Source organism: Pseudomonas sp. PSPC3-2 (assembly GCF_049897085.1).
Lineage (GTDB): Bacteria > Pseudomonadota > Gammaproteobacteria > Pseudomonadales > Pseudomonadaceae > Aquipseudomonas > Aquipseudomonas paraveronii.
In genome coordinates, this window is record NZ_JAFCVO010000029.1 from 1 (window position 1) to 25,455 (window position 25,455).

At 61.7% G+C, this 25,455-nt stretch carries 23 protein-coding genes and 1 pseudogene; 6 read left to right on the forward strand and 18 right to left on the reverse strand.

Features of this window, described 5'->3' with window-relative positions; translation table 11 throughout:
• Positions 1–337: 337 nt before the first annotated feature.
• From ACP7CJ_RS27870 to ctlX, 7 genes are all read right to left on the reverse strand, one after another.
• On the reverse strand, positions 338–835 hold the full coding sequence (locus ACP7CJ_RS27870) for an Lrp/AsnC family transcriptional regulator (RefSeq protein WP_276193715.1): 498 nt from the start codon (positions 833–835) through the stop codon (positions 338–340).
• A 5-nt stretch (positions 836–840) separates the two neighbouring features.
• The gene (locus ACP7CJ_RS27875) at positions 841–1,680 is read right to left on the reverse strand and encodes an ABC transporter ATP-binding protein (protein ID WP_426103076.1); all 840 of its coding nucleotides are present in this window, start codon (positions 1,678–1,680) and stop codon (positions 841–843) included.
• A gap of 3 nt (positions 1,681–1,683) precedes the next feature.
• Positions 1,684–2,397 carry an ABC transporter permease gene (locus tag ACP7CJ_RS27880; RefSeq protein ID WP_426103074.1) on the reverse strand — a complete coding sequence of 238 codons (714 nt, stop codon included), beginning with the start codon at positions 2,395–2,397 and terminating at the stop codon, positions 1,684–1,686.
• Complete coding sequence (locus ACP7CJ_RS27885; RefSeq protein ID WP_276193712.1) at positions 2,394–3,095, reverse strand: ABC transporter permease; 702 nt, start codon at positions 3,093–3,095, stop codon at positions 2,394–2,396. Before ACP7CJ_RS27885 ends, ACP7CJ_RS27880 begins: the two co-directional genes overlap by 4 nt.
• 170 nt (positions 3,096–3,265) lie before the next feature.
• The gene (locus ACP7CJ_RS27890) at positions 3,266–4,045 is read right to left on the reverse strand and encodes an ABC transporter substrate-binding protein (RefSeq protein WP_247401944.1); all 780 of its coding nucleotides are present in this window, start codon (positions 4,043–4,045) and stop codon (positions 3,266–3,268) included.
• Between the two features lie 256 nt (positions 4,046–4,301).
• A complete protein-coding gene (locus tag ACP7CJ_RS27895) occupies positions 4,302–5,348 on the reverse strand; it encodes an ornithine cyclodeaminase (protein WP_426103072.1) in 1,047 nt (348 codons plus the stop codon).
• Positions 5,349–5,364: 16 nt separating this feature from the next.
• The gene (gene ctlX, locus ACP7CJ_RS27900) at positions 5,365–6,291 is read right to left on the reverse strand and encodes a citrulline utilization hydrolase CtlX (protein ID WP_276193710.1); all 927 of its coding nucleotides are present in this window, start codon (positions 6,289–6,291) and stop codon (positions 5,365–5,367) included.
• A gap of 216 nt (positions 6,292–6,507) precedes the next feature.
• On the opposite strand from ctlX, the gene ACP7CJ_RS27905 reads away from it, so the two are divergent.
• A complete protein-coding gene (locus ACP7CJ_RS27905) occupies positions 6,508–7,401 on the forward strand; it encodes a GNAT family acetyltransferase (RefSeq protein WP_426103070.1) in 894 nt (297 codons plus the stop codon).
• Positions 7,402–7,530: 129 nt separating this feature from the next.
• On the opposite strand, the gene ACP7CJ_RS27910 is transcribed toward ACP7CJ_RS27905, so the two are convergent.
• The 5 genes from ACP7CJ_RS27910 to ACP7CJ_RS27930 all read right to left on the reverse strand — a co-directional run bounded on the left by ACP7CJ_RS27910 (position 7,531) and on the right by ACP7CJ_RS27930 (position 13,705).
• Positions 7,531–8,550: a branched-chain amino acid aminotransferase gene (locus tag ACP7CJ_RS27910; RefSeq protein ID WP_247401936.1), complete on the reverse strand. Its 1,020-nt coding sequence runs from the start codon at positions 8,548–8,550 to the stop codon at positions 7,531–7,533.
• Between the two features lie 206 nt (positions 8,551–8,756).
• Entirely contained in the window at positions 8,757–10,136 is a 1,380-nt protein-coding gene (lpdA, locus tag ACP7CJ_RS27915; protein ID WP_276193708.1) for a dihydrolipoyl dehydrogenase, read from the reverse strand.
• A gap of 4 nt (positions 10,137–10,140) precedes the next feature.
• Positions 10,141–11,409, reverse strand: a complete 1,269-nt coding sequence (locus ACP7CJ_RS27920) for a dihydrolipoamide acetyltransferase family protein (protein ID WP_426103068.1) — start codon at positions 11,407–11,409, stop codon at positions 10,141–10,143.
• Positions 11,410–12,468: an alpha-ketoacid dehydrogenase subunit beta gene (locus ACP7CJ_RS27925; protein WP_276193706.1), complete on the reverse strand. Its 1,059-nt coding sequence runs from the start codon at positions 12,466–12,468 to the stop codon at positions 11,410–11,412.
• Position 12,469: 1 nt separating this feature from the next.
• On the reverse strand, positions 12,470–13,705 hold the full coding sequence (locus ACP7CJ_RS27930) for a thiamine pyrophosphate-dependent enzyme (RefSeq protein ID WP_276193705.1): 1,236 nt from the start codon (positions 13,703–13,705) through the stop codon (positions 12,470–12,472).
• Between the two features lie 195 nt (positions 13,706–13,900).
• On the opposite strand from ACP7CJ_RS27930, the gene ACP7CJ_RS27935 reads away from it, so the two are divergent.
• Both ACP7CJ_RS27935 and ACP7CJ_RS27940 read left to right on the forward strand, forming a co-directional pair.
• Positions 13,901–14,383, forward strand: coding sequence for an Lrp/AsnC family transcriptional regulator (locus ACP7CJ_RS27935; protein ID WP_017847498.1), 483 nt, complete (start codon positions 13,901–13,903; stop codon positions 14,381–14,383).
• A gap of 185 nt (positions 14,384–14,568) precedes the next feature.
• The gene (locus tag ACP7CJ_RS27940; protein ID WP_426120585.1) at positions 14,569–16,188 is read left to right on the forward strand and encodes a methyl-accepting chemotaxis protein; all 1,620 of its coding nucleotides are present in this window, start codon (positions 14,569–14,571) and stop codon (positions 16,186–16,188) included.
• A 43-nt stretch (positions 16,189–16,231) separates the two neighbouring features.
• Here ACP7CJ_RS27940 and ACP7CJ_RS27945 read toward each other — a convergent pair.
• Positions 16,232–16,369, reverse strand: a pseudogene (locus ACP7CJ_RS27945) (MBL fold metallo-hydrolase); the annotation flags it as partial.
• A 265-nt stretch (positions 16,370–16,634) separates the two neighbouring features.
• Here ACP7CJ_RS27945 and ACP7CJ_RS27950 point away from each other — a divergent pair.
• From ACP7CJ_RS27950 to ACP7CJ_RS27960, 3 genes are all read left to right on the forward strand, one after another.
• Complete coding sequence (locus ACP7CJ_RS27950; protein WP_276193704.1) at positions 16,635–17,810, forward strand: porin; 1,176 nt, start codon at positions 16,635–16,637, stop codon at positions 17,808–17,810.
• A 537-nt stretch (positions 17,811–18,347) separates the two neighbouring features.
• Positions 18,348–19,505, forward strand: coding sequence for a nitric oxide-sensing protein NosP (gene nosP, locus ACP7CJ_RS27955; RefSeq protein WP_247402985.1), 1,158 nt, complete (start codon positions 18,348–18,350; stop codon positions 19,503–19,505).
• Positions 19,435–21,399 (forward strand): PAS domain-containing hybrid sensor histidine kinase/response regulator, encoded by a 1,965-nt coding sequence (locus tag ACP7CJ_RS27960; RefSeq protein ID WP_426103066.1) that lies wholly within the window; start codon positions 19,435–19,437, stop codon positions 21,397–21,399. Before nosP ends, ACP7CJ_RS27960 begins: the two co-directional genes overlap by 71 nt.
• Positions 21,400–21,616: 217 nt before the next feature.
• Here ACP7CJ_RS27960 and ACP7CJ_RS27965 read toward each other — a convergent pair whose 3' ends face one another.
• The 5 genes from ACP7CJ_RS27965 to ACP7CJ_RS27985 all read right to left on the reverse strand — a co-directional run bounded on the left by ACP7CJ_RS27965 (position 21,617) and on the right by ACP7CJ_RS27985 (position 25,439).
• Positions 21,617–22,282 carry a response regulator transcription factor gene (locus tag ACP7CJ_RS27965; RefSeq protein ID WP_247402983.1) on the reverse strand — a complete coding sequence of 222 codons (666 nt, stop codon included), beginning with the start codon at positions 22,280–22,282 and terminating at the stop codon, positions 21,617–21,619.
• A 24-nt stretch (positions 22,283–22,306) separates the two neighbouring features.
• Positions 22,307–22,846 carry a PQQ-dependent catabolism-associated CXXCW motif protein gene (locus ACP7CJ_RS27970; protein ID WP_247402980.1) on the reverse strand — a complete coding sequence of 180 codons (540 nt, stop codon included), beginning with the start codon at positions 22,844–22,846 and terminating at the stop codon, positions 22,307–22,309.
• A 108-nt stretch (positions 22,847–22,954) separates the two neighbouring features.
• Positions 22,955–23,746: an ABC transporter permease gene (locus ACP7CJ_RS27975; RefSeq protein WP_426103064.1), complete on the reverse strand. Its 792-nt coding sequence runs from the start codon at positions 23,744–23,746 to the stop codon at positions 22,955–22,957.
• Entirely contained in the window at positions 23,743–24,483 is a 741-nt protein-coding gene (locus tag ACP7CJ_RS27980; protein WP_276193703.1) for an ABC transporter ATP-binding protein, read from the reverse strand. Before ACP7CJ_RS27980 ends, ACP7CJ_RS27975 begins: the two co-directional genes overlap by 4 nt.
• Positions 24,480–25,439, reverse strand: a complete 960-nt coding sequence (locus ACP7CJ_RS27985) for a YVTN family beta-propeller repeat protein (protein ID WP_426103062.1) — start codon at positions 25,437–25,439, stop codon at positions 24,480–24,482. Before ACP7CJ_RS27985 ends, ACP7CJ_RS27980 begins: the two co-directional genes overlap by 4 nt.
• Between the last annotated feature and the right edge of the window lie 16 nt (positions 25,440–25,455).

The following is a 25,455-nucleotide window of genomic DNA, read 5'->3' on the forward strand; positions in this document are numbered from 1 at the left end:
ACAACGTCAGGCTCCACAGCTACAACGGCTACCGGTCGCCGGTAGCTATGGAGAAACTGGCGGCGTGAAACCTTAACTGGTGTCCAAAATTAGTTGACCAGTTCAAGCCCCCTCCCACACTCTTGACCGCGTTCGGCTTCCAGGATCAGGTCGGCTATAAGGCCGTGCCCAAGAGCAAGAGCAGACTGAGCGCTATCTGATCCACGGAGATCCAAATGTGGGAGGGGGCTTGCCCCCGATAGCAATCTTTCAGCTACAAATTAGTTGACTGATACACCGCAATCGGGGGCAAGCCCCCTCCCACATTTGATCTTCGGTGTTTGTTAGGAGGAGGCGGTCAGGCCAGTTCGGTGGCGGTGTTTTTGACTACCGCGAGCTCGGGGTGGGCCACCAATTTGTCGATGTGCAACTCGTCGTTGTTCAACCAGGTTTCCGTCAGCACCCGGTAATGCTCCATGTCCCGGCAACGCATGCGCAGGCTGTAGTCGAACGGCCCGCTGATCAACTGGCATTCGAACACTTGCGGGCAGGCTTTGACGCAGGCTTCGAAAGCCTTTTGCGCCGAGCGCCCGCTCTGGTTGGACAAGGCCACCAGCACCAGAAGCGACAGCCCCGGTGAGACCATCTGCACGTCGATGATCGCCCCGTATCCACGGATCACCCCGCGTCGTTCGAGCTTGCGCACCCGCTCCAGGCAGGGCCTGGGGGTCAGATGCACCAGCGACGAGAGCTTTTCGTAGGTGATACGCCCCTGATGCCGCAGCACGTCGATGATCGCCTCATCGATGCGATCCAGCGCAGTAGAGGAATGGGGTCCGTTGGCCTTGGTATCCATGGGTTTCACTTCAAGCGGTTGGAAAGAAATTGCTGCAAGCGTTCGCTGTTGGGATGGTCGAGGATCTCGGCGCCGCCTTGTTCTTCGACCCGGCCCTGATGCAGGAACAGCACTTGGCTGGACACCTGGCGGGCAAAGCCCATTTCGTGGGTGACCATCAACATGGTACGACCTTCCTCAGCCAACGTCTGTATGACTTTGAGGACTTCTCCTACAAGCTCAGGGTCCAAGGCGGAGGTCGGTTCGTCGAACAGAATGATTTCCGGTTCCATCGCCAGGGCTCGGGCGATGGCAACGCGCTGCTGTTGGCCGCCGGACAGAAACGCCGGGTATTGATCCGCCACCCGGCCCGGCAAGCCCACCTTGTCCAGGTACATTCGCGCGCGCTTTTCCGCTTCGGCCGCGCTCACGCCCAACACCCGGCGCGGGGCCATGGTGATGTTTTCCAGCACGGTCATGTGGCTCCACAGGTTGAAATGCTGGAACACCATCGCCAGGCGCGTGCGCAGGTTTTGCAGTTGCGCCTGGTGCGGCGCGCGGGTGCCGGCACGGCCCTGGCGCATTTCGATGCTGATGCCGTCCAGGGTGATGACGCCGGCGTCCGGCTGTTCGAGAAAGTTGATGCAGCGCAGCATCGTGCTTTTGCCCGAGCCGCTGGCGCCGATCAGGCTGATCACGTCGCCATTGCGTGCGTTGAGGGACACGCCTTTGAGCACTTCGTGTTCGCCGTAGCGTTTGTGGATGCCTTCGACCTGGAGTTTGATCGCGGCGGTGTCGGTAGCGGTCTTGGCAGCGAGTGGTGCATCAACCGGATAAGTGGCCAGGGCCTGCGCGGACTGATTCATGGGTTAGCCTCGGGTAGGAACAAGAAAACGCATCCAGCGACGTTCGGCCAGTCGAAACAGGCCCACCAGTGCAAAGGACAGCAGCATGTAGAGCAGCGCGGCGATACCGAAGGCCTGGAACGTCAGGAACGTCTCGGCATTCGCATCGCGGGCCACTTTGAGGATGTCGGCGACGGTGGCGGTAAACGCCAGCGACGTGGCGTGCAGCATCAGGATCATTTCATTGCTGTAGGCCGGCAGCGCACGGCGCAGCGCGGCGGGCACCAGCACAAACAGGTTCAGCCGCCAGCCATGCAGGCCATAGGCGCGGGCCGCTTCGATTTCGCCATGGGGAATGTTGCGGATCGCCCCGGCGAAGATTTCCACGGTGTAGGCGCAGGTGTTGAGCACGAACGCCAGCAGCGTGCAGTTCAGCGCGTTGCGAAAGAACTGGTTGAGCAGGGCGTTGTCCTGCACCACCTCCAGGCTGTACAGCCCGGTGTAGCAAACCAACAGTTGGATATACAGCGGCGTGCCGCGAAACAGGTAGGTGTACACCTCCACCGGCCAGCGCAGCCAAAAGTGCTGCGAGACGCGCGCAAGCGCCAAGGGGATCGACAAGAAAAACCCGAACAGTACCGAGATGATGAACAACCACAGGGTCATCGCCACCCCGGACAAGCCCGCGCCATCGCTGAACAGGTAGGCCAGGCCGTATTGCTGGAACAGTTCGATCATCGCGCCATCCCCTTGATGCCCAGGTTGTAGCGCCGTTCGAGGCGCTTGAAGATGCGGTTGGAGAGGGTGGTGATCACCAGGTACACCAGGCCCGCGAGGATCAGGAAGTACAAGGGTTCGTTGGTGGTCTTGCCGGCGTTTTGCGCGGCTTTGACCAGGTCCGACAGGCCGATGATCGACACCAGCGCCGTGGACTTGAGCAACACCAGCCAGTTATTGCCCAGCCCCGGCAGGGCGAAGCGCATCAACTGCGGGAACAGCACCAGGCGAAAACGCTGCCAGCGGCTCAGGCCATAGGCGGTCGCGGCTTCCAGTTGGCCGACCGGCACGCTGAGGATCGCGCCACGAAAGTTTTCGGTGAAATAGGCGCCGTAGATAAACCCCAGGGTGATCACCCCGGCGGTAAACGGGTCGATTTCAACGTAGTTCCAGCCGAAGGTTTCGGTCAGGTCGTTCAGCCACAGTTGCAGGCTGTAGAAAATCAGCAGGATCAGCACCAGGTCCGGCACGCTGCGAATCAGCGTGGTGTAGAGCGTGGCCGGCAGCCGCAGCCATTTGGCGCTGGAGAGCTTGGCGCCGGCGGCGATCAGGCCCAGGCCAAGGCTCAGGCCCAGCGCCAGGAACGCCAGCTTGACGGTCATCCAGGCGCCCTGGGCGAGCATCGGGCCGTAGCCCTGCAGGTTGAGGAATTCGTTCATGGGGGAGATCTCTAAAGGGCGCAGACATACCCCTGGGGGAGCGGGCTTTGGTGGGAGGGGGCTTGCCCCCGATGAGGGTGTTCCAGTCGACACATGTACTGACTGAGCCGCCGCTATCGGGGGCAAGCCCCCTCCCACACAAGCCTTTTCACAAAAGGGGCGGTGTTGGCTTACTCGTTGTAGATGTCTTGATCGCCGAAGTATTTCTTCTGGATCTGGGCGTAGGTGCCATCGGCCTGTACGGCAGCGATGCCCTTGTTGATCAGCGCGCGCAGTTCCTGGTCGTTCTTGCGCAGGCCCATGGCGATGTCCAGGGGCAGCGTCGGGTCCTTGAAGGCCGGGCCGGTTTTGAAGTCGGCGCCTTCAGGCTTGGACAGGAAGTTGAGCTGGGCTTCGAGTTTGTCGGTCAGGGTGGCGTCGAGGCGGCCGTTTTGCAGGTCGGCGTAGTTCTGCTCCTGGGACTGGTAGGCCTTGATCTGGGCGCCCAGCTTGGCCAGGTGCGCACGCGCATAGGCTTCCTGCAACGAGCCTTGCAGCACGCCGACTTGCTTGCCTTTCAGGGAGTCCGGGGTTTCGCCGAAGTCGGCGCTTTTACGGGTGATGACCGAGGTGGGGCTGAGGAACAATCGGTCGCTGAAGTCGATGACTTTCTCGCGAGCCGGGGTGATGGCCATGGACGACATGATCGCGTCGAACTTGCGCGCACGCAGGGCGGGGATCATGCCGTCGAATTCGTTATGCACCCAGGTGCATTTGACTTCGAGTTTGGCGCAGATCGCGTTGCCCAACTCGATATCGAAGCCTTGCAGGCTGCCATCGGCGGCCACGGATTCGAAGGGTGGGTACTCGGGGAATACGCCGAAGCGGATTTCTTTCCAGTCTTGGGCGTGTGCAGCGGTGGCGCACAGCGGCAACAGCAACGCAGCGAATAGTGAGCGGAGTGGCGTCATGTTGAGTCCCTATATTTTGTAATTGATGTCAGGGCAGTCAAAGGGGTGCAGCGTGCATTCATTTACTGACTCTTCGGTCGCGCTCAGAATGCTTCAAGATGGTGCGTTTTTTGTGTCGTTTACCCCGTGCTCAAAGCGCGAATTGCGCTGTTAAAACAAGCAATGCAGCGGAATCGGCTGTCGCACCCGCTGAATCGGCTTTTCACCCTCGAAATCCTGGCCTGCCCTTGGCGCAAAGCGGCAGGCCAGAGCGGTTTCAGGCGCGCTTTTTGTGCTGTGCGCGTGGCGCTTGGGCCAGGCGCGCGAACAGGTCTTTCGGGTTGGCCAGGTCGGGTACCAGTTCCAGTTCGCTGCCGATGTCCAGCGCCTTGGCCACGTCCAGCACGTAGCGCAGGGCCGAGTAGTCTTCGATGGCAAAACCCACGGAGTCGAACAGGGTGACCTGGCGCGCATTCTCGCGGCCGGGTGCCTGGCCGTTGATCACTTGCCACAGTTCGGTGACCGGCGAATCGGCCGGCATGTGCTGGATTTCGCCTTCGATGCGGCTTTGCGGTTCGTATTCGACGATCACCCGGGCGCGCTCGACGATGCGTCGGTCCAGTTCGGTCTTGCCCGGGCAATCGCCGCCGACAGCGTTGAGGTGCATGCCGGGTTCGATCATCTCGTCAGTGAGGATGGTCGCGTAGGCCTTGTCGGCGGTGACGGTGGTGACAATGTCCGCGCCTTTCACCGCGTCGGCCACGCTGGCGGCCAGGATGACTTTGATTGCCGGGAACGCCTTGAGGTTGGCCGCCAGCTTGGCGGTGGCCTTGGCGTCGATGTCGAACAGGCGGATTTCATTGATGCCCAGCAAGGTGTGGAAGGCCAGCGCCTGGAATTCGCTTTGCGAGCCGTTGCCGATCAGCGCCATGCTGCGGCTGTTGTCCCGGGCCAGGTAGCGTGCGACCAGGGCCGAGGTGGCGGCGGTGCGAATCGCGGTGGTCAGGGTCATTTCCGCCAGCAGCACCGGTTTACCGGTATCCACATCGCCCAAGGCACCGAAGGCCATCACGGTGAGCATGCCGGCCTGGGTGTTTTTCGGGTGGCCGTTGACGTATTTGAACGCGTACAGCGACGCGTCGGACACCGGCATCAGTTCGATCACGCCCTCCGGCGAGTGGTTGGCCAGGCGTGCGCATTTCTCGAAATCCTGCCAGCGCAGGTAGTCGGCGCGGATGTAGTCGGCCATCTCGGTGATGCAGGTTTGCAGGCCTTTTTGCGAGACCAGGTAGCTGAGGTCGTTGACGTCGATATAGCGGGTCATGGAGTGGCTCCTGTATTTATTGGAAGGTGGCGCGGGCGGGCAGATGCACTTCCGCGAGCATGCAGCGGGCACTGCCGCCGCCGATGCGTTCGATGTGGTCGATGTTCACCACCACCGGCCGCGTGTGGCGTTCCACATGCTGGCGCTGGGCAGGTTGCAGTGCGTTCCAGGCGCTGGCGGACATCACCAGCAGCGGTTGGCCATCGCCGTCGTGGACTTCGAGCATGTTGCCGGCGAAGGCTTCCAACTGGTCGAAGTCGAGGGCGAGGATGTCCTTGCCAGTGTCGCGCAGGGAGCGTTCCAGGGCCTGGCGCTCGTTGGCGTCCGGCAAGGCTTGCAGGCATACCACCGAGAGGTTGCGGCCGACGCTCATCATCACGTTGCTGTGGTAGATCGGCGCGTGGTGGCGGTCGACGGCGTGGAACACGCAGAGTTGGTAGTCGAGGCGTTCGGCGAACTGGCGCAGGGCGTCGTGGTGCGTGCGCCCGGAGTGGCAGGCGTAGCTGATGCGGTGTTGGCGGTCGAGCACCATGCTGCCGGTGCCTTCGAGGAAGATGTTCTGGTGTTCGAGATGGCTGAGGTCAATGGTGTCTTTGATCGCAAAGCGTTGTTCGAGAACTTGCAGCACGCCCTTGTTGCGCTCCAGCCGGCGGTTCTGGCCTTCCATCGGGTACAGCACCAGGCTGCCGTCTGCATGGCTGCTCCACCAGTTGTTGGGGAAAATCGAGTCGGGGGTATGCGGCGCCGGGGTGTCCTGCACGACCAGGACGTCGACGCCATGCCGGCGCAGGGTGTCGACATAGCCGTCGAACTCTTCCAGCGCTTTTTGCTGTGCGCTGAGCGGATCGAGGGGCTGGCGTTGGAAACGGTTGTTGATCGCGGTGTCCGGGTTGAAAGCAAAGCGCGCCGGGCGAATCATCAAGACGGTGTTGGTGGTTTGCATGGGGGCACGAATCCATGGGTTGAGCAGTGGGGCTATTTTGTGCGTTGTGGCGGCGGAATCTCGGCTGAAACCCAGGGGGTGCTCAGCCGGGAAAGCTGAAAAGTTGGGTGGGGCAGCCGAATCGGCTGTGCTGACTGACGGACCGCTATCGCAGGCAAGCCAGCTCCCACATTAGTATGGGGATGGTTGTGGTATCCGAGTCAGGAAGGAGAGTGCATGTCTATCGCCGTTCGTATTGCCCAGGCCGCCGATGCAGACGGGATCAGCCAGGTCATCCTCGCCGCCTTGCACAGCAGCAATGCGCGGGACTACCCGGCCGATGTGATCGTCCGGGTTGCGGGCAACTTTTCGCCCGCTGCGGTGCTGGAACTGCTTAGGCGCCGGGTGGTGCTGGTGGCGGTTCAGGATCAGGTGATCGTTGCCACCGCGGCCCTTGACGGCAATGCAGTGCGCTCGGTGTTCGTCAACCCGGCGCTGCAAGGGCAGGGCATTGGTCGGCTGCTGATGATTGAAATCGAATTGCGCGCCCGCGAGGCCGGGGTGACGGTGTTGAGTGTGCCGTCCTCGCTGACGGCCGAGCCGTTCTACACCAAGCTGGGTTTTCACACCGTGCGTGATATTTACCATGGCAACGAACGCACGTTGGTGATGGAGAAGGCGCTGTCGTCGCGCCACCCCATCGGCGCCTATCGCGACCGTCTGCACCGGGCGCAGGTGGTTGCGTTGTGGCAGGAGGCTTTTGGTTACGACACCGCCCATAACCTGCCGACCCTGGCGATTGATAAGAAGCTGGCGGTCAATGACGGGCTGTTCTTCGTGGCGACGGATAAGAACGTTGTGATCGGCACGATTCTGGCGGGGTACGACGGGCATCGTGGTTGGTTGTATTCGGTGGCGGTGCGCGCTGACTATCGTCGGCAAGGGCTGGGTGCGTCGCTGGTGCGGCACGCGGAGCAGGCCTTGAGTGTCTTGGGGTGTATGAAGATCAACCTGCAGATCACCGGCGGTAATGACACGGTGGTGGGGTTCTACGAGGCGTTGGGGTATGGGGTGGAGCCGAGGATCAGTATGGGGAAGAAGATGGTGGAAAATATCCCGACTCAATCCTGAGAATGATCGCAGATCAAATGTGGGAGGGGGCTTGCCCCCGATGACGGTGGGTCAGTCGATACCGCCAGTGACTGACACTCCGCTATCGGGGGCAAGCCCCCTCCTACAGGGTTTTGCAGTGTGTTTGGGTTAGACCTTGACGATCCAGCCTTCTGGCGCTTCGACGTCGCCGGATTGCACGCCGGTCAGCTCTTTGTAGAGCTTCTGGGTGATCGGGCCGACGTCGGTCTCGCTGTAGAACACGTGCAGTTTGCCGTTGTACTCGATGCCGCCGATCGGCGAGATCACGGCGGCAGTCCCGCAGGCGCCGGCTTCCTGGAAGATATCCAGTTGGTCGATGAACACTTCGCCCTCGACCACTTCCAGGCCCAGGCGGGTCTTGGCCAGTTCGATCAGCGACAGGCGGGTGATGCCTGGCAGCACCGAAGGCGACTTCGGTGTGATGAACTTGTTGTCACGGGTGATCCCGAAGAAGTTGGCCGAACCGACTTCCTCGATCTTCGAGTGCGTGGCCGGGTCCAGGTAGATGCTGTCGGCGAAGCCGGCTTTTTTCGCTTCCGAACCTGGCAGCAGGCTGGCGGCATAGTTGCCACCAACCTTGGCGGCGCCGGTGCCGTGTGGTGCGGCGCGGTCGTAGCCGGAGATCTGGAAGTTGTGCGGCACCAGGCCGCCCTTGAAATAGGCGCCGACTGGGATCGCGAACACCGAGAAGATGAACTCCGGCGCGGTGCGCACGCCGATGTTGTCACCGGTGCCGATCACGAACGGGCGCAGGTACAGCGCGCCGCCGCTGCCATACGGCGGGATGAACCGCTCGTTGGCGCGAACCACTTGCTTGCAGGCGTCGATGAAGGCTTCGGTCGGCACTTGCGGCATCAGCAGGCGGCCACAGCTGCGCTGCATGCGTGCGGCGTTCTGGTCCGGGCGGAACAGGTTGATCGAGCCGTCCTTGCAGCGGTAGGCCTTGAGGCCTTCAAAGCATTGCTGACCGTAGTGCAGGGCGGTGGAGCCCTCGCTGATGTGCAGCACGTTGTCTTCGGTCAGGGTGCCCGCTTGCCACTCGCCGTTTTTCCAGGTCTGGATAAACCGCTTGTCGGTCTTGATGTAGTCAAAACCCAGCTTGTCCCAATTGATGCTTTCGTTACCCATGACACCCTCTATCTCTGGTCAAGTCGGTTTTTTTCTGAATGGGCGCAACAATACTGCATTCTTGCTTCATGTGGGAGCGGGCTTTTGTGGGAGGGGGCTTGCTCCCGATGACGGTGGGTCAGTCGATACCTCCAGTGACTGACACTCCGCTATCGGGAGCAAGCCCCCTCCCACAAATGCCCGCTCCCACGGGGTGGGGGGCGTTTTTACAGGTGGAGGGGATGGCCCAGGGCTCGTAGGGCGGCTTCCTGGACGGCTTCGCCGAGTGTCGGGTGGGCGTGGATGGTGCCCGCCACGTCTTCGAGGCGCGCGCCCATTTCCAGGCTCAGCCCAAAGGCGGTGGACAGCTCGGACACGCCGACGCCCACCGCCTGCCAGCCGACAATCAGATGATTGTCACGCCGCGCCACCACCCGCACGAAGCCGGTTTTCGACTCCAGGGTCATGGCCCGGCCATTGGCCGCGAACGGGAAGCTCGACACGATGCAGTCCAGGCCCGCCGCCTTGGCCTCGTCGGGCGTCTTGCCGACCACCACCAACTCCGGGTCGGTAAAGCACACGGCCGGGATCGCCGCCGGGTTGAATTCGCGGTGTTGACCGCTGATCAGTTCGGCGACCATTTCGCCCTGGGCCATGGCCCGGTGGGCGAGCATCGGCTCGCCGCTCAGGTCGCCGATGGCCCACACATTGCGCATGCTGGTCTGGCAGCGGTGGTCGATCTTGACCGCCGCGCCGTGCATGTCCAGGTTCAGCGCTTCGAGGTTCCAGCCCTGGGTGTTGGGGGTGCGACCCACGGCGACCAGCACCTGATCGGTGTCCAGCGACACGGTGTCGCCCTTCGGGTCGCGCACTTGCAGGCGGTTGTGCTCAAAGCCGGTGACGCTGTGCTTGAGGTACAGCTTCACGCCCAATTGCTTGAGGGAATCAGCCACCGGCTGGGTCAGTTCGGCGTCATAGGCGGGCAGGATGCGTTCCTGCGCCTCGACCACGCTGACCTCGGCGCCGAGCTTGCGGTAGGCAATCCCCAGTTCCAGGCCGATATAACCGCCACCCACCACAATCAGGTGCTTGGGCACGCGGGTTGGCGCCAGGGCTTCGGTGGACGAAATGATCGGCCCGCCAATCGGCAGCATCGGCAGGTTGACGCTTTTCGAACCGGTGGCCAGCAGCAGGTGTTCGCACTGGATGCGCTGGTCGCCGACGTCGACGGTCTTGCCGTCCACCACCTTGGCCCACCCGTGGATGACCTGCACCTTGTGTTTCTTCAGCAGCGCGGCAACCCCGGTAGTCAGGCGATCGACGATGCCGTCTTTCCATTCCACGCTTTTGCGGATGTCCAGGGTCGGTACATCGACTTCGATCCCCAGGGGCGAACCCTGGCTGTGGTGGACGCTTTGCTGGAACTGTTCGGCCACATGGATCAAGGCCTTGGACGGGATGCAGCCGATATTCAGGCAGGTGCCGCCCAGTGCCTGGCCTTCCACCAGAACGGTCGGAATACCCAGTTGACCGGCGCGGATCGCGGCCACATAACCGCCAGGGCCGCCGCCGATAATCAGCAGGGTGGTGTGCAATGTCTGAGTCATGCCCTTACTCCAGGAACAGGCTGGCGGGTTGTTCGAGCAGGCCGCGAATGGCCTGGATGAATTGCGCCGCGTCCATGCCGTCGACCACGCGGTGATCGAACGAGCTGGAGAGGTTCATCATCTTGCGGATCACGATCTGGCCCTTGATCACCATCGGCCGCTCGACGATGCGGTTGACGCCGACGATGGCCACTTCCGGCAGGTTCAGCACCGGCGTGCTGACGATGCCGCCCAAGGCGCCAAGGCTGGTCAGGGTAATGGTCGACCCCGACAGCTCGTCGCGGCTGGCCTTGCCGTTGCGCGCGGCGGTGGCCAGGCGGGCGATTTCCTCGGCATTGCCCCACAGGCTGCGGGCTTCGGCGTGACGTACCACCGGCACCATCAGGCCCACATCGCTCTGGGTGGCGACGCCCACATGCACCGCACCGAGGCGGGCGATGACCTGGGCTTCGTCGTCGTAACGCGCGTTGATCTGCGGGAAGTCGCGCAACGCCACGACCATGGCGCGCACGATGAACGGCAGCAGCGTCAGCTTGCCGCGTGTCGCACCGTGTTTTTCATTGAGGTGGACACGCAGCTCGTCGAGGGCGGTGACGTCGATCTCTTCCACATAGCTGAAATGCGCGGCGCGCCGGGTGGCGTCCTGCATGCGCTGGGCGATCTTGCGGCGCATGCCGATCACCGGGATCTGTTCTTCGTCGTTGCGTTCGGCGTAGGGGTTGGCTGCCTTAGTATTTTGCGCCGGACGCTGGAGCAAGTAAGCGTCCAAATCTTCGTGCAGAATCCGGCCCGCCGGACCGGAGCCCTGCACCAGGCGCAGTTGTATGCCCGCATCCAGCGCATGCTGGCGCACGGCGGGCGAGGCTAGCGGGCGTTCGTTGGCATCGCGGGCCACGGGAGCCTGGGGCGCGACGGACGGTTTGCGCGCCGGCTGGCTTTCCGGCACCGGAGCCGGCTGGCTGGCAGGCATCGGCGCAGGCGCCGCCTTGGCCGGTTCAGCCGCCACCGGCACGTCCCTGGTATTGCCCGCGCCTTCGACTTCGATGCTGATCAGCACACTGCCGACGGCCATGACTTCACCTGGCTCGCCGCCGAGGGCAATCACCTTGCCGTGGACTGGCGAGGGAATATCCACCATCGCCTTGTCGGTCATCACATCCGCCAGCACCTGGTCTTCGACGACCATGTCGCCAACCTTCACATGCCAGACCGACAGTTCAACTTCTGCGATGCCTTCGCCAATGTCCGGCATCTTGATAACGTGCGTGCCCATTCAGACCTCCATGACCCGTTTCAACGCCGCGCCCACTCGGGACGGCCCTGGGAAATACGCCCACTCTTGCGCGTGCGGGTAGGGGGTGTCCCAACCGGTGACGCGTTCGATCGGCGCTTCCAGGTGGTGGAAGCAATGTTCCTGCACCAGCGCCACCAGTTCGGCGCCAAAGCCGCAGGTGCGGGTGGCTTCATGCACCACCACGCAACGGCCGGTCTTTTTCACCGACTTGACGATGGTTTCCAGGTCCAGCGGCCACAGGCTGCGCAGGTCGATGACCTCGGCGTCGATGCCGGTTTCTTCGGCGGCGACTTGCGACACGTACACGGTGGTGCCGTAGGTCAGTACGGTGACGGCCGAACCCGGACGCACGATCGCGGCCACATCCAGCGGCACGGTGTAGTAACCGTCCGGCACTTGGGCCTGCGGGTGTTTCGACCATGGCGTTACGGGGCGGTCGTGGTGACCGTCGAACGGACCGTTGTACAGGCGCTTGGGCTCAAGGAAGATCACCGGGTCATCGTTTTCGATGGAGGCGATCAACAGGCCCTTGGCGTCATAGGGGTTGGACGGCATCACCGTGCGCAGGCCGCAGACCTGGGTGAACACCGCTTCGATACTCTGGCTGTGGGTCTGGCCGCCGTAGATGCCGCCGCCGCAGGGCATGCGCAGGGTCAACGGCGCGGTGAACTGGCCGGCCGAGCGATACCGCAGGCGGGCCGCTTCGGAGATGATCTGGTCGCTGGCCGGGTAGACGTAGTCGGCGAACTGGATTTCCGCCACCGGGCGCAGGCCGTAGGCGCCCATGCCCACCGCCACGCCGACGATGCCGCTTTCGGAGATCGGCGCATCAAACACCCGCGAGCTGCCGTACTTGTTCTGCAAGCCTTCGGTGCAACGGAATACGCCGCCGAAATAGCCGACGTCCTGGCCGAACACCACCACGTTGTCGTCACGCTCAAGCATCACGTCCATGGCCGAGCGCAGGGCCTGGATCATGGTCATGGTGGTGGTGGTCATGGCGGTTTCCAATTCGATGCTGTTGTTGTGATCGTTCATGTCAGACCCCCGACTCTTGACGCTGGCGCTTCAAGTGCTCCGGCATCTCTTTGTAAACGTCTTCGAACATGGTCGCGGCGCTTGGAATCTGGCCGCCGGCGAGGGTGCCGTACTGTTCGGCTTCTTTCTGCGCCTTGACCACTTCAGCTTCCAGTTCGGCACTGACCGCCGCGTGTTCCTCTTCGGACCACTGGCCAGTCTTGATCAGGTGCTGCTTGAGGCGCGCAATCGGGTCGCCCAACGGGAAGTGGCTCCAGTCATCGGCGGGACGGTATTTGGAGGGATCATCCGAAGTGGAGTGCGGCCCGGCGCGGTAGGTGACCCATTCGATCAGGGTCGGGCCGAGGTTGCGCCGCGCGCGTTCGGCGGCCCAGGCGGAAGCGGCGTACACCGCGATGAAGTCGTTGCCGTCCACGCGCAGCGAGGCGATGCCGCAACCGACGCCGCGTCCGGCGAAGGTGGTGGCTTCACCGCCGGCGATGGCCTGGAAGGTCGAGATTGCCCACTGGTTGTTGACCACGTTGAGAATCACCGGCGCGCGATAAACGTGGGCGAAGGTGAGGGCGGTGTGGAAGTCCGATTCGGCAGTGGCGCCGTCGCCGATCCAGGCCGAGGCGATCTTGGTATCGCCCTTGATTGCCGAGGCCATGCCCCAGCCCACACCTTGTACGAATTGGGTAGCAAGGTTGCCGGAAATGGTGAAGAAACCGGCGTCTTTCACCGAGTACATGATCGGTAACTGCCGGCCCTTGAGCGGATCGCGTTCGTTGGACAGCAGTTGGCAGATCAGGTCCACCAGCGGCACGTCGCGTGCCATCAGGATGCTTTGCTGGCGGTAGGTGGGGAAGCACATGTCGTCGATGTTCAAGGCCAGGGCCTGGGCGCAGCCGATGGCTTCTTCGCCGAGGCTCTGCATATAGAACGACATTTTTTTCTGACGTTGGGCGACCACCATGCGGTTATCGAAGATCCGTGTCTTGAGCATGGCACGCATGCCGCGACGCAGGATCTCGACAGGCACGCCTTCAGCCCAGGGACCGAGGGCTTGGCCCTGGTCGTCGAGCACGCGAATCAGGCCCTTGGCCAGGTCGGCGGTGTCGGCGGGTTCTACGTTGATAGGGGGTTTGCGCACCAGGCCCGCGTCCGTCAGACGCAGGTAGGTAAAGTCGGTCTTGCAGCCTGGGCGGCCCGAGGGTTCGGGAACATGCAGGCAAAGGGGGGCATACGGCTGGTTCATGGCTTTCTACGCTCGATCTTGTGAATTTCTTGTAGTGGGCGCGCTAGCTGACGGTCTTCCTCCGGGTAGGAGAAATCTTGTCCTACAACAATCATAGGCGGGGCGTAGAAGAATATTTATCTGTGTTTCATTGCGCTTGGGCTCATTTGCGGATAAAAAAACTGCATAAACACAATAAACAGGTGATTTTGTCTCATGCGCAAACTGGACCGTACCGATATCGGCATTCTCAATGCCCTGCAGGAGAATGCGCGCATCACCAACGCCGACCTCGCCCGTTCGGTCAACCTGTCGCCCACACCGTGCTTCAACCGGGTCAAGGCGATGGAGGAACTGGGCCTGATTCGTGACCAGGTGACCCTGCTGGATGCCGACCTGCTGGGGCTGCACGTCAACGTGTTTATCCACGTCAGCCTGGAAAAGCAGAACGAACTGGCCTTGCAGCAATTCGAAGGGGCGATTTCCGACCGGCCCGAGGTGATGGAGTGCTACTTGATGGCCGGCGACCCGGACTACCTGATCCGCGTGCTGGTGCCGACGATCCAGTCGCTGGAACGTTTCATGATGGACTTTCTAACCAAAGTGCCAGGCGTTGCCAATATCCGCTCCAGCTTCGCTCTTAAACAAGTGCGCTATAAGACCGCGTTGCCGCTGCCGCCGGATGGATTGATGGTTTGATCTCGGCTTGGGATAACCCAAGTTATTTTGATAGTTAGCTAGATAACTACCGGCGCTGTTTTTATTTCTTTCTCTAAATAAAAATTTACTTAATCAGTCACGTATTTTTCACATCTAACTCAACACATTAGCACCCAGCAGGCCGTGAAATTCGCGGCCCAGAATAAGGGTGAGCCGCGATGTCCATGAGAGCCTTGAAGTTGAACGTTCGTACCACTCTGTGTTTTGGTGTGGTGTGTCTTCTGCTGTTAGTACAAGGAGCAATGACGCTTATAAAAGTCGATAAGGTTTATTCTTCGACCGTTGAAATCGAAAACAACTGGCTCCCCAGTATTCGCCTGGGCGGTGAGATAGATGTGGCTTTTTACAAACTGCGTCTTGATCTACGTCGTTTTGCCATGGAAGCCACGCGTCAAGACCCCGCTTCGCTTGAGAAGCTCAAAAGTGTTCGCGCGCAAGCGCTCGAAGTTGCCGAGCGCTATGCGCCGTTAGTGTCGAGCCCCGAGGAACAAGCCAAGTACAACGAGGCATTGAGCGGGATAAAGAACTACATCCAGAAAACGGATGAGTTCCTCGCACAAGCCTCCAGCCTTTCCGCCGAGCAGGCGGCCACCTATTTGCGTGAGGTTAACGGACCGATTGCACTTGATGTGCAGCGTGCCATCGGCGAACTGATCGCGTTGAACGCGCGTGGCTCCGCCGAGGCGGTACAGGTCGCGTCCAGCGAGTATCAAGGAGCGCGTTTGTTTACCTGGATCTTGATGGTCGGCTCGTTACTGGTCGCCGTCGTGGTCGCTCGTCTGTTTGCCCGCAGCATCATTAAACCGGTGCACGAATTGTTGGTGTCGACCGGCAAAATTGCCGATGGGGATTTGCGTGTGGCCATTGCCATCAATGGCAATGATGAGCTGACCGAATTGCAACGGTCTACCGCGTCCATGCAGATGAACCTGAAAAGCACCCTGCAGAATATTTCGGAGGCGTCTGGACAACTGGCTTCGGCGGCGGAGGAGATGAGTTCGATCACCCGCGAGTCCAGTGCAGGTATTGAACGCCAAAGCATGGAGACGGATCAGGCGGCCACGGCGGTTAACGAGATGACGGCGGCGGTGGAAGAGGTGGCCAGGAATGCGATCTCGGCTTCCCAATCGACGCAGGATTCCCAGCGTTCGGCCAAAATCGGCCAGGAGCGCGTGACGCAAACCATCGCGTCCATCGAGAAGCTCAGCGCCACGGTGCAGCAGACTGGCGTGGAAGTCGAAGGGTTGGCCAAGCAGGCTCAGGATATTGCGCGGGTGGTTGAGGTGATTCGCTCCATTGCCGAGCAAACCAACCTGCTGGCCTTGAACGCCGCTATTGAAGCCGCCAGGGCCGGGGAACAGGGGCGAGGCTTTGCGGTGGTGGCCGACGAAGTTCGGGCGCTGGCCCACAGGACGCAAACCTCGACCCAGGAAATCGAGCACATGATTGCGAAAATCCAGACCTGCTCCAGCGACGCGGTGTCCTCTATGGCGCTGAACCGCAACGACGCAGTGGACTCGCTGAAAATCGCCCATGAAGCCGGTGTGGCCTTGACGCAAATCACTGAGGCCATTGCAGATATCAATGACCGCAACCTGTTGATCGCCACGGCATCCGAGGAGCAGGCCCACGTTGCCCGCTCGGTGGACCAGAACCTGATCAGCATTCGGGATCTGTCCATCCAGAGTTCTTCCGCCGCTGGGCAAACCTCCATCGCCAGTCATGAGCTTTCCAAGCTGGCGGTCGACCTCAAGCAAATCGTTGCCAAGTTCTCCGTCAGTTGAGTAACGGCATGCGTCCTCAACGTGCGCTCCGCCTGGAGCGCGCTCAGAGCTGATTGAGCGGAATCTTGCGGTACATCACCCCATGCTCTTCGGGCGGCGGCATATGCCCCGCCCGCACATTCACCTGGATCGCCGGCAGCAACAGCGTCGGCATCCCCAGCCCGGCATCGCGCTGGGTGCGTTCAAACTGCCGATAGGGAAGACTTCATCCGGGGCGAACAAGTGGTCGAACTGCGAACCCTCGACGCGATCTTTCGGCATGTTGTTCAGGGCCGGTCGTACACCCTAAGTGCCGGGCCTGTAACCGGGCCCGTCTTACACCGAACTTGCCGGGCACCCGTGGCCCACCCAAAGCACCCGCAAACCAGGGCCAAGGCAGCGTAGGCCGTGGCCTGGCAGCTTCCGATAATCGCCTCCGACATCACGTCAACGTTGCGGAGCGCACCATGCATAACAATAAGAATCTCCCCTTGCGTCTGTTACCTGTGTTTCTCGTTGGCCTGGGCCTGAGCCCACTCGCCAACGCCGAAATCATGTTGTACGACAAAGACGAAACCACCTTCTCCACCGATGGCTACATCAACGCCTTCTACGTCAACAGCAAAGTTGACCGCGCCGGTGACCAATACGACCGCCGCCAGGCCCGGGTGAAGATGGGCTTTTTGCCCAACTACCTGGGCTTCAACATGACCAAGCAGGCCGACGACCTCAAACTCGGCGCCCGTGCCTCGTTCTGGGTGACCATCAACGACAGCCAGACCAACGGCACCGACACCGCGATCGATGTGCGCCAGTTCTACGGCACCGTGGCCAACCCGGAGTGGGGCGAAGTGCTGATCGGCAAGGACTTCGGCCTCTTCGCCCGTTCCAATATCCTGCTCGATGAATTGCTGGCGGGCTACGGCCAGGTCAGCGACAGCCTCGGCCTGGTCGATGGCGGCGGGGTTTCGTTCGGCAATATCGGCAGCGGCTATCCGTACCCGTTCCCGACCTCGCAGATCACCTACCGCACCCCGGTGATGGACGGCTTGCGTGTTGCCGTCGGCATCCTCGACCCGGTCGACACCAACGACAGCAGCGCCCAAGGCAAGGCCTACCAGAAGAACCCGCGCACCGAGAGCGAGATCACCTACCAGTTCGACGTGGGTGGGGCGAAGATCTACAGCTGGCTCAACGGCAGCTACCAGACCTCGGACAACACCGACGCCAATGTCGACAGCGTCACCTCCAAGGGCCTGGGCTACGGCGTGCAGGCGAAAATGGGCGGCCTGTCCCTGACCGGCTCGGGCTTCCAGGCCAAGGGCATCAACCCGTTTTTCACCAACAATGCCGGCAAAGCGACCCTGCGCAATGTCGACAGCAACGGCTACCTGCTGCAAGGCTCCTACAAGTTGGGCAAGAACCGCCTGGCGCTGTCGTATGGCAAGACCAAGGACGACGGCAACGGCGTGGTGGGCAGCGGCGCGGATTATGACACCCGCGGCATTGCGCTGTTTCACGACGTGAACGACAACCTCAAGCTGGTCGCCGAATACAACCAGTTCCAGATCAAGGGGCATGAGACCAGCGCCCAAAATGAAGACACCGACACCTTCGCCGTCGGTGCCGTACTCACCTGGTAAGACCTGAAACGCAATCCAAGTGTGGGAGGGTGCTTGGGTGTTGTTTACACCCTGTACCTTCCTCTGCTGAGTGGCCAATGCATTGAAGACGTGGCCTGGTCTTCAAGTGGTACGCGGTCAAAATGTGGGAAGGTGCTTGGGTGTTGTTTACACCCTGTACCTTCCTCTGCTGAGTGGCCAATGCATTGAAGACCTGGCCTGGTCTTTAAGTGGTACGCGGTCAAAATGTGGGAGGGGGCTTGGGTGTTGTTTACACCCTGTACCTTCCTCTGCTGAGTGGCCAATGCATTGAAGACCTGGCCTGGTCTTCAAGTGGTACGCGGTCAAAATGTGGGAGGGGGCTTGCTCCCGATGGCGGTGTTGAAGCCACATCATCAGTGACTGATCCACCGCCATCGGGAGCAAGCCCCCTCCCACATTGGATTACCTGCACCCTGAGCGTCTAATCCCATCGCATCCCCCCACCCAGTACCCAAGTAGCATAGGTTCCGCCCCCCCAGCCTTCGTACACTCATGCATCAGAGCGGAGAGTCGACGATGCACAACCATGAAGGCGTAGTCAGTGCCATGTCCCTGGCCACCGATGCCGAGCAGGCCGCCGAAGAATTGGCCGAGCAACTGCTGCATCCGTACCTGGGCTTCGTGCTGTTTTTCTGCTCGGCCACCTACGACCTGCAGGCGCTCGGCCAAGCCCTGCAACGTTGTTTCGGCAATGTGCGCCTCGTCGGTTGCACCAGCGCCGGCGAGATCACGCCCCAAGGCTACGGCCGCAATTGCGTGACGGCCATGGGCTTCAACCACGCGCATTTTTCGATTGCCACCGAACTGATCGACCAGGTGGAGCACTTCAGCCTGATCGACGCCCAGCACATGGTCGAACGCCTGGTGGGCGGCTGTCGCAGCAACACCCTGGCGCCGATCAAGGGCAACACCTTTGCCCTGACCTTGCTCGACGGCCTGTCCAGCCGTGAAGAAATGGTGCTCGCGGCCCTCAGCGCGGCGCTCGGCGATATCCCGCATTTCGGCGGCTCGGCCGGCGACGACAATTACCTCACGCACACCCACGTGTATTTCAACGGCGTGTTCCACAGCGGCGCGGCCGTGGTGGTGCTGGTCAATACCTGGCTGGACTTCGAAGTGTTCACCACCCACCACATTCTGCCGCGTGCGGAAAAACTCGTGGTGACCGGCGCCGACAGCCCGTCACGGCGGGTATTCGAGCTCAACGCCGAGCCCGCCGCCGAGGAGTATGCGCGGCATATCGGCGTGGCCGTAGCCGACCTTGACCACCGCGTCTTCGCCGCGCACCCACTGGCGGTGCGCATCCACGACCAGTACTACGTCAGGGCGATCCAGCAGGTGCATGACGACCTGAGCCTGAGTTTCTACTGCGCCGTGGAAAACGGCATCGTCCTCACGGTGATGAAACCCGGCCCGATCCTGCCGAACCTGCAAACCCTGTTCGACGGCCTGCAATCGCGCCTCGGCGAGTTGCTGTTGACCATTGGCTGCGACTGCTTCCTGCGCCGCCTGGAGCTGGAAGACAGCGGCACCCTCGAGCAGATCGGGAGCTACTTGCGCGACCAGCGGGTGATGGGGTTCAACACCTACGGAGAACAGTTCAATGGCATGCACATCAACCAGACCTTCACCGGCGTCGCCATTGCCCGAGGACGCGCCCCTGGATCGCAATGAGCTGTTGGCCGAACTGGCGCGGCTGCGCCTGGATAATCACAAACTGACACGGATCAACGCGGCGCTGATCGAGCGCATCGAGTCCGGGGTGACCCAGGGCAACGACCCCTACACCACGTTCCAGCACTCGGTGGTGCTGGCCGAACAAGTGCGCGAGCGCACCGACGCGCTGAACCAGGCAATGGCCGAACTGCGCGCCAGCAACCACTTGCTGATCAACGCCCGGCTGCGCGCCGAAACCCTGCGCCGTGAACAGGCTGCGGCGCAAAAAGCCCAGGAGAGCGAGCGCTGGATTCGCCTGATCACCGACCATGTGCCGGCCCTGATCGGCTACCTCAATGCCGACTTGGTGTATGAATTCACCAACAAGGTCTATGAGGAATGGTACTGCTGGCCGCGGGGCATGATGCTCGGCCAGAGCCTGCGCGAAGTCCACAGCGAAGAGCACTGTCAGCGCCTGGATGCCTACGTCGCGCAGGCGCTGGCGGGGGAGAGCGTGACCTTCGAATTCGCCGAAACCAACATCAACAACCAGGAGCGCTACATGCTGCGCTCCTACGTGCCCAACCGCCTGGCCAGTGGCGAAGTGGTGGGGATCTTTGTGCTGATCCGCGACATCACCGAGCGCCGGCGCACCGCCGAGGCCTTGCACCAGGCTTATCAAAACCTGGAACTGCGCGTCGCCCAGCGCACCTCGGAACTGACCGCGCTGAACGACCAGTTGCTGCGCGAAATCGACGAACGCCGCCGCGTGGAATCGCGCCTGCGCGAAGCCAAACTCGAAGCCGAGCAGGCCAACCTGTCGAAAACCAAATTCCTTGCTGCCGTCAGCCATGACCTGTTGCAACCGTTGAACGCCGCGCGGCTGTTTACCGGCGCCTTGCTCGAACGCCGCGAACCCCAGGCCAATGAGGCCCTGGTACGCAACGTGAGCAACTCGCTGGAAGACGTGGAAAACCTGTTGGGCACGCTGGTCGATATTTCCAAGCTGGATGCCGGGGTGATCAAAGCCGATATCGCCCCGTTCGCCCTCAGCGAACTGCTCGACAACCTGGCCGTCGAGTTCACCCAACTGGCGCGCAGCGAAGGCCTGGAGTTGCACTTCATCGGCTGTTCGGCGTTGGTGCGCAGCGATATCCAGCTGCTGGCGCGGATTCTGCGCAACCTGCTGAGCAATGCCATTCGCTACACCTATTCGGGGCGCGTGGTGCTGGGCTGTCGACGCCAGCACCAGCGCTTGTCGATCCAGGTCTGGGACAGCGGCATGGGCATCGCCGAGGATCGCCTGGAGGAGATTTTCCAGGAGTTCAAGCGCGGCGATGTGCAGCGGCGCGACCAGGATCGCGGGCTGGGCCTGGGCCTGGCCATCGTGGAAAAAATCGCCGGTATTCTCGGCCACCGCATCACCGTCAAGTCGTGGCCGGGCAAGGGCTCGATGTTCGCGGTGGACGTGCCCTTGAGCGCCACCGCGCCCAAATCGCTGCCCCAGCCGTGCATGAGCGAACCGATGCTGGAACGCCTGCAAGGCGCCCGGGTGTGGGTGCTGGATAACGACGCAGCGATCTGCGCGGGAATGCGCACCTTGCTGGAAGGGTGGGGCTGCCGGGTGGTCACCGCCTTGTCGGAACAAGACCTGGCGCGGCAGGTGGACAACTACCACGCCGAGGCTGATCTGCTCATCGCCGATTACCACCTGGACGATGAGCAGAACGGCGTCGACGCCGTGGCGCGCATCAACGCCCGGCGCGCCAGCCCGATCCCGGCGATGATGATCACCGCCAACTACAGCAACGAGCTGAAACTGCAGATCCGCGAGCTGGGGCACACCTTGATGCACAAGCCGGTGCGGCCGATGAAACTCAAGACCGCGATGAGCCACCTCTTAGGCAAGTGACCACCGAACGCTCCTCAAACAGCGATCAAACAGAGATCCAGAGAACCAGAGATCCAGAGATCAAATGGAGATCCAATGTGGGAGGGGGCTTGCCCCCGATAGCTGACTACCAGTCACTGCACCTATAACTGATCCACCGCTATCGGGAGCAAGCCCCCTCCCACACAAGCCCCATCCACGCCCCCTCCCACAAGGGTTCTATGTCGTTTCTGGACGATCAGCGGCGCAAGTAAGAACCAAAATCAATATCCCCGGCACTGAGAATCGCCTGCACCCGATTATGCACATTCAACTTACGCAAAATCGCCGACACATGCGCCTTCACCGTGGTTTCAGCGATCTCCAGAGTGTAGGCAATCTGCTTGTTCGACTCGCCCTTGGTCATCCGCTCCAGCACCAGCAACTGCTTGCGGGTCAATGCCTGCAGCAATTCGGGGGCGAAACCGGGGTTTTCGTTCAGGCGCCGATGGGTGCCGGGTTTCTGGGTGCGGATGATGTCCGGTGGCAGGTACACATTGCCGTTGAGAATCTGCTGGATCGCCTCGGTCATTTGCAGGCGCGGCGACGACTTGGTGATAAAACCGACGGCGCCATAAGTGATGGCCTGCAGCACGATCTGTTTATCTTGCTCGGCGGACACGATCACCACCGGGATGGTCGGCGATTCGTTGCGCAGGTTGATCAGGCCATTGAGGCCGTGCATGCCGGGCATGTTCAGGTCGAGCAGGATCAGGTCGAGGTCGTCGTGTTCCTGGGTCAGCGCCAGGGCGCTCTCCAGGTCGGCGGTCTCCATCACTTCGCTGCCGGGGAAACCGTCGCTGATGACGTTATGCATCGCTTCGCGAAACAGTGGGTGATCATCGGCAATCAGGATTTTGTACATGGCCGTTCACCTTTCTTATTGTGGTTATTCAAATGGCTCGGGTTGGGCGACCGACACCGGCAGCTTCGCCGCTTCCCAGGCATCCAGACCATCGCGATACCAATACACAGAGGTATAGCCCAGGTTGGCGGCACGTTTTACCGCGTTCCAACTCAGCCAGCAATCGGCGCGGCAATAGAACACCAATGGTCGCGCAAGGTTGCCGCCGCTGTAGGCGTACACATGGCGCACGAAATAACTTTGCCACTCCGGTGTGAGGTCGCCGTCGCCGGTGTTCGCTAGCCAACGGCTGCCGGGCAGGTTGGCGTGGGGCTGGTCTTCGATGAAGCGGCCTTGCAGCCATTGGCGGCGGTACACATCGATCAGTACCGGGGCTGGGGTCTGGGTCAGCAGGGCTTGCAGGGCAGGGGTGTCGATGATCGTCGCGCCCTGCACGTGATCGGGTGTGGGGCTGCGGTACAGGCTGATGCGATAGCCATCGGCGGAAAATAAGGCGGTATCGGCCTGTACGTTGGCGGCAAACAGGCACAGCAGCGCCAACAAGGGCAGTCGGGCAGGCAGCATGGCAGGGCGATCCTTATCGTTATGCGCCCATTACACGTGAGTCCCGAGCCCTTGGGAATGCGACGATAGACATGAAAACCAGTACTAAAGTAGTAGTTTTTGCCGCCTTCAGCCTTTTTTGCGCAACGCCGCATGCTGTGGGTTGAAGGTGAGCACCGCCAACAGTGCGAACAGCACGGTCAAACCCAGGCAAACCGCGAGGGCCAGGCCGGCGAAGCGTTCATACAGGGCAAAGCGCACCAACTCCACGGCGTGGGTGAGGGGGTTGATTGCGCACAGCCAATACAGCCACTCGCTGGAGTCGCGCATCTTCCACAACGGGTACAGCGCCGACGACATGAAAAACAGCGGGAAGATCACGAAATTCATCACCCCGGCAAAGTTCTCCAGTTGGCGAATCGCGTTCGACAGCAGCAGGCCCAAGGCGCTCAACATCAAGGCCACCAGCAGCAACGCCGGCAGGGCGATCAACAGCCCCATCGCCGGTGGTTGCACGCCGTAGACCCAGGCAATCGCCAGGAACCCGTACACCTGCAACAGCGAAATCAACGCGGTGGCGAGCAACTTGCTGCACAGCAAAAACGTGCGCGGCAGCGGGCTGGTCAGCAACACGCGCATGCTGCCCATCTCGCGGTCGTAGACCATCGACAGCGAACCCTGCATGCCGTTGAACAGCAGGATCATGCAGGCCAGCCCCGGGATGATGTAGACCTCGTAGGGGATGTAGGTGTCGTAGGGTTCGATCACCGAGATACCCAGCGCGGCGCGGAACCCAGCGGCGAACACCAGCAGCCACAACAGCGGGCGCACCAGGGCGCTGAGAAACCGCGTGCGCTGCAACACAAAGCGCAGCCACTCGCGCAGGACGATGCCGCGCAAACATTGCCAGTAAGCATTCATGCCGGGGCTCCCGTCGAAGTGGCGCGGGTCAGGCGCGCGAACACGCTGCCGAGGTCGCCGCCCTGTTCCAGGATCAGCGCATCGACTTGCCCGCTGGCCACCAAGCGGCCCTGGTGCAGGATCATCAACGCATCGTCGGGTTGCACTTCATCGAGCAGATGGGTGGTCCACAGCACGCTGATGCCTTGCTCAAGGCACAGGTTGCGCACGTGCTGGTTCAGCGCCAGGCGGCTGGCGGGGTCGAGGCCGACGCTGGCTTCATCCAACAACAGCAAGCGCGGTTCATGCAGCAATGCCCGGGCGATTTCCACGCGGCGCCGGTGCCCGCCGTTGAGCTCGCGGACTTTTTCGCGGCGCCGCTCGGTGAGGGCCTGGCGCGCCAGCTCGGCGGCGACGCGCACGTCGGTCTGGCGCCGCGACAAACCGTGTAGCGCGGCGTGATAGCGCAGGTTCTGTTCGACGCTCAAATCCAGGTCCAGGGTGCTTTGCTGGAACACCACCCCCAATTGCGTGAGGGCCGCGCGCGGTGCGTCGCGCAGGGAATGGCCGCCCACGCGGATGTCGCCGCTTTGCAGGTCGTACAAGCGCGTGAGCAGGGCGATCAAGGTCGACTTGCCGGCACCGTTGGGCCCCAGCAACGCGGCAAAGCGCCCCGGTGCCAGGCTGAAACTCACCTCGTGCAAGGCCTGGCGCGCGCCATAGGCGAAGCTCAGGTCGCGCACCTCCAGGGCATTCATGGCGTGACCACCACGCCCCACGGATAACGCCCGACCTTCACCGACTTGATCACCTTGAGGCTGTCCACATCGATCACTGACACATCGCCGCTGACGCCATTGGTGGCCAGCAACTGTTTTTCGTCCGGGGTAAATGCCATCTGCCACACGCGGCGGCCCACCAACAGGTAGTCGAGGATCTCGAAGGTCTTGGCGTCGATCACTGCCACATGGTTGGCCGGGCCCAGGGCGACAAAGCCGTACTTGCCGTCGGCGCTGAGCTTGATCCCCACCGGCTGTACCTTGTCTGGGTGGACGCCCTTGATCTTGAAGGTCAGGGTCTTGAGGACCGCGCGGCTGGCCACATCGAGAATGGTCACGGTGCCGCCGATCTCCGCCGAGGCCCACAGTTGCGAACCATCGTGGTTGAACTCGACGAAGCGCGGGCGCTGGTCCACCAGGGTGCTGTCGACCAGGGTCTGGGTGCTGGTGTCGATCCAGTGCAGCATGTTCGTGGTTTCGCTGGTGTTCACTGCCCACTTGCCGTCCGGGCTTACGGCCATGCCTTCGGGCTCGACGCCGACGTTGATCTGGCCGAGTACCTTGGAGGTCTCGGTGTCGATCACCGTGACCAGTGCATCGTCTTCGTTAGACACATACAGCCAGCGGTCGTTGGGGTGCAGGGCGAACTGCTCGGGGTCTTTGCCGGAGGGCAGTTCCTTGATGATCTTGCGCGTGGCCACGTCCATCACCTGCACGCGGTCCGAGTCGCTGGCGCAGATGTACAGCAGCTTTTTGTCATGGGACAGCAGCAGGCCCCGTGGGCGCTGGCCGACCTTGAGCGTGTCGGTGACTTGCAGGGTCTGCATGTCGATCAGGCTCAGGCTGTTGTCTTTCTCGTTGGAGACCCAGGCGGTGCTGGCCACGGCGTGCCCGGCGGCAAGCAGCAGGGCGCATGAGAGCAGGGTGCGGCGCATGGCAGATTCCTTATTA

Bases quoted from the DNA above. Each gene is read 5' to 3' on its own strand.
- ACP7CJ_RS27870 (WP_276193715.1), bottom strand. From the start codon at position 835: ATGGATACCAAGGCCAACGGACCCCATTCCTCTACTGCGCTGGATCGC.
- ACP7CJ_RS27875 (WP_426103076.1), bottom strand. From the start codon at position 1,680: ATGAATCAGTCCGCGCAGGCCCTGGCCACTTATCCGGTTGATGCACCA.
- ACP7CJ_RS27880 (WP_426103074.1), bottom strand. From the start codon at position 2,397: ATGATCGAACTGTTCCAGCAATACGGCCTGGCCTACCTGTTCAGCGAT.
- ACP7CJ_RS27885 (WP_276193712.1), bottom strand. From the start codon at position 3,095: ATGAACGAATTCCTCAACCTGCAGGGCTACGGCCCGATGCTCGCCCAG.
- ACP7CJ_RS27890 (WP_247401944.1), bottom strand. From the start codon at position 4,045: ATGACGCCACTCCGCTCACTATTCGCTGCGTTGCTGTTGCCGCTGTGC.
- ACP7CJ_RS27895 (WP_426103072.1), bottom strand. From the start codon at position 5,348: ATGACCCGCTATATCGACGTCAACGACCTCAGCTACCTGGTCTCGCAA.
- ctlX (WP_276193710.1), bottom strand. From the start codon at position 6,291: ATGCAAACCACCAACACCGTCTTGATGATTCGCCCGGCGCGCTTTGCT.
- ACP7CJ_RS27905 (WP_426103070.1), top strand. From the start codon at position 6,508: ATGTCTATCGCCGTTCGTATTGCCCAGGCCGCCGATGCAGACGGGATC.
- ACP7CJ_RS27910 (WP_247401936.1), bottom strand. From the start codon at position 8,550: ATGGGTAACGAAAGCATCAATTGGGACAAGCTGGGTTTTGACTACATC.
- lpdA (WP_276193708.1), bottom strand. From the start codon at position 10,136: ATGACTCAGACATTGCACACCACCCTGCTGATTATCGGCGGCGGCCCT.
- ACP7CJ_RS27920 (WP_426103068.1), bottom strand. From the start codon at position 11,409: ATGGGCACGCACGTTATCAAGATGCCGGACATTGGCGAAGGCATCGCA.
- ACP7CJ_RS27925 (WP_276193706.1), bottom strand. From the start codon at position 12,468: ATGAACGATCACAACAACAGCATCGAATTGGAAACCGCCATGACCACC.
- ACP7CJ_RS27930 (WP_276193705.1), bottom strand. From the start codon at position 13,705: ATGAACCAGCCGTATGCCCCCCTTTGCCTGCATGTTCCCGAACCCTCG.
- ACP7CJ_RS27935 (WP_017847498.1), top strand. From the start codon at position 13,901: ATGCGCAAACTGGACCGTACCGATATCGGCATTCTCAATGCCCTGCAG.
- ACP7CJ_RS27940 (WP_426120585.1), top strand. From the start codon at position 14,569: ATGAGAGCCTTGAAGTTGAACGTTCGTACCACTCTGTGTTTTGGTGTG.
- ACP7CJ_RS27950 (WP_276193704.1), top strand. From the start codon at position 16,635: ATGCATAACAATAAGAATCTCCCCTTGCGTCTGTTACCTGTGTTTCTC.
- nosP (WP_247402985.1), top strand. From the start codon at position 18,348: ATGCACAACCATGAAGGCGTAGTCAGTGCCATGTCCCTGGCCACCGAT.
- ACP7CJ_RS27960 (WP_426103066.1), top strand. From the start codon at position 19,435: ATGGCATGCACATCAACCAGACCTTCACCGGCGTCGCCATTGCCCGAG.
- ACP7CJ_RS27965 (WP_247402983.1), bottom strand. From the start codon at position 22,282: ATGTACAAAATCCTGATTGCCGATGATCACCCACTGTTTCGCGAAGCG.
- ACP7CJ_RS27970 (WP_247402980.1), bottom strand. From the start codon at position 22,846: ATGCTGCCTGCCCGACTGCCCTTGTTGGCGCTGCTGTGCCTGTTTGCC.
- ACP7CJ_RS27975 (WP_426103064.1), bottom strand. From the start codon at position 23,746: ATGAATGCTTACTGGCAATGTTTGCGCGGCATCGTCCTGCGCGAGTGG.
- ACP7CJ_RS27980 (WP_276193703.1), bottom strand. From the start codon at position 24,483: ATGAATGCCCTGGAGGTGCGCGACCTGAGCTTCGCCTATGGCGCGCGC.
- ACP7CJ_RS27985 (WP_426103062.1), bottom strand. From the start codon at position 25,439: ATGCGCCGCACCCTGCTCTCATGCGCCCTGCTGCTTGCCGCCGGGCAC.